The sequence below is a fragment of the Angustibacter speluncae genome, from assembly GCF_054777815.1.
The window spans coordinates 1-1,753 of the sequence record NZ_BAAHAF010000010.1; the positions used below are offsets into that span (position 1 = coordinate 1).

Here is a 1,753-nt window from a genome sequence, read left to right on the forward strand (position 1 = left end):
GCCCGCCGCCGCGAGCGTCGAGCGCACCGTCAGCCGCGCCGCCACGAGCCTCGCGCTCGCGCCCGTTATGAGCGAGAGCTTCCGGGTGGTGCCGCAGTCCGCGGCCGTGGCCGCCGCGGCGCCCGCCAGCCTGGCCGCCAGCGGCACGCCGCTGTCCGCCGCCGAGCTCGGCGCGATCCGCGACCAGGCCGCCCAGGCCAGCCGCAACCAGGAGCGGGCGGTGCTGCCCGGCTGCGACGGCAAGTCGGTCGACCTCGACGCCGCCAACGGCCGCATCGACCGCGACGACCTGTGCGTCCTGTGGTCCGGCGAGTCGCTGCGCGCCGACGCCGCCATCGCGATCGCCCGCCTGAACGTCGAGTTCTCCTCGCAGTTCGGCCGCGACCTGTGCATCACCGACGGCTACCGCTCGTACAGCGAGCAGGTCAGCGTCCGCTCGCGCAAGCCGCGGCTGGCCGCCCGTCCGGGCACCAGCCAGCACGGGTGGGCGCTCGCGCTCGACCTGTGCAACGGCGAGGCCAGCGCCCGCACCACCGAGTACCAGTGGATGCGCGAGAACGCGCCCGACTTCGGCTGGGACAACCCGGAGTGGGCCCGCAGCGGCGGCTCCGGCCCGTTCGAGCCGTGGCACTGGGAGTACGTCGCCGGTCAGGGCTGATCGTCCGGCCCGGCCGGGTATCCCGGTCGGGGACGGCTCCGCGCGGCTGCTAACCTTCCGCGTGCTGAGCCCCCGTAGCTCAGGGGATAGAGCACCGCCCTCCGGAGGCGGGTGCGCAGGTTCGAATCCTGCCGGGGGCACGTGATGGGGCCAGGTCCAGGTGCGGACCTGGCCCTTCGTCGTCCCCGCGGGCCGCACCCGTGACCGCCCGGTGACCCCCCGCGTCCTGGTCGTCGACGACACGGCCCAAATCCGGATGCTGATCCGCGTCAACCTCGAGCTCGAGGGGTTCGACGTCGACGAGGCCACCGACGGCGCCGTCGCGCTGGCCCTGCTGCGCGAGCGGGTCGCGTCCGGTGGCCCGGTGCCCGCCGTGGTGACCCTGGACGCCGTGATGGAGCCGCTGGACGGCTGGTCGACCGTCGCGGCGATCCGGCGCGAGCCGGGGCTCGAGCACGTGCGGGTCGTGATGGTCACCGCGTCTGTGCAGGCGCACCACCGGGCGCAGGCCGAGCGCGGCGGCGTCGACGCGTTCGTCGCCAAGCCGTTCGAGCCGCTCGCGCTGGTCGACCTCGTCCGCGGGCTGGCCACGGGAGCCGACGGCCCCTGAGCGCTGTCCAGGGCGTGTCTCCCGACCCCTGGCCTGCTGCGCGCCGCCCGACGGGCACCCGGCTGCGTTCTCGTCGGTCGCGATACAACACCGGTATCGCTCCCTTCTCCGCCTTGCCGGGCACTCCGCCGGACGTCGCTCGCGACGGCCACGGATCGGGGGACGCGCCCTACCCTGGCGAGGTGACCCCCGAGCAGCTCGCCGACGCCGTGCGCGGTTGCCTGCCGGGCGCCCCCGACGCGGCCGTCGACGTCGTGCGGCACCGCGGCGACGGACCCGGGACGTGGACGACCCCCGTCGCGGTGCGGCTCGCCGGCCGAGGCGGCGACCCGGCCGCCCTGGCCGAGCAGCTCGCCGCTCGCCTGCGCGACCACCCGTCCCTGGCCGACGTGCGCGTCCTGCCCGGCGGCCACCTCGCCCTCACCCCCACCGCCGCCTCCGCCACCGCGGCGGCGCTCGCCGTCGCCCGGGTCGCGCCGGCTGCC

The 1,753-nt window shown here is 76.5% G+C and carries 2 protein-coding genes, 1 tRNA gene and 1 pseudogene; all 4 read left to right on the top strand.

What is annotated here, in order from left to right; translation table 11 throughout:
• On the top strand, positions 1–658 hold a 658-nt coding region (locus ACYVKY_RS01025), incomplete at its 5' end, for a M15 family metallopeptidase (protein ID WP_460433129.1).
• A gap of 68 nt (positions 659–726) precedes the next feature.
• Positions 727–798, top strand: a tRNA-Arg gene (locus tag ACYVKY_RS01030).
• Positions 799–818: 20 nt separating this feature from the next.
• The gene (locus tag ACYVKY_RS01035) at positions 819–1,268 is read left to right on the top strand and encodes a response regulator (protein WP_460433130.1); all 450 of its coding nucleotides are present in this window, start codon (positions 819–821) and stop codon (positions 1,266–1,268) included.
• A gap of 182 nt (positions 1,269–1,450) precedes the next feature.
• Positions 1,451–1,753, top strand: a pseudogene (locus tag ACYVKY_RS01040) (arginine--tRNA ligase); the annotation flags it as partial.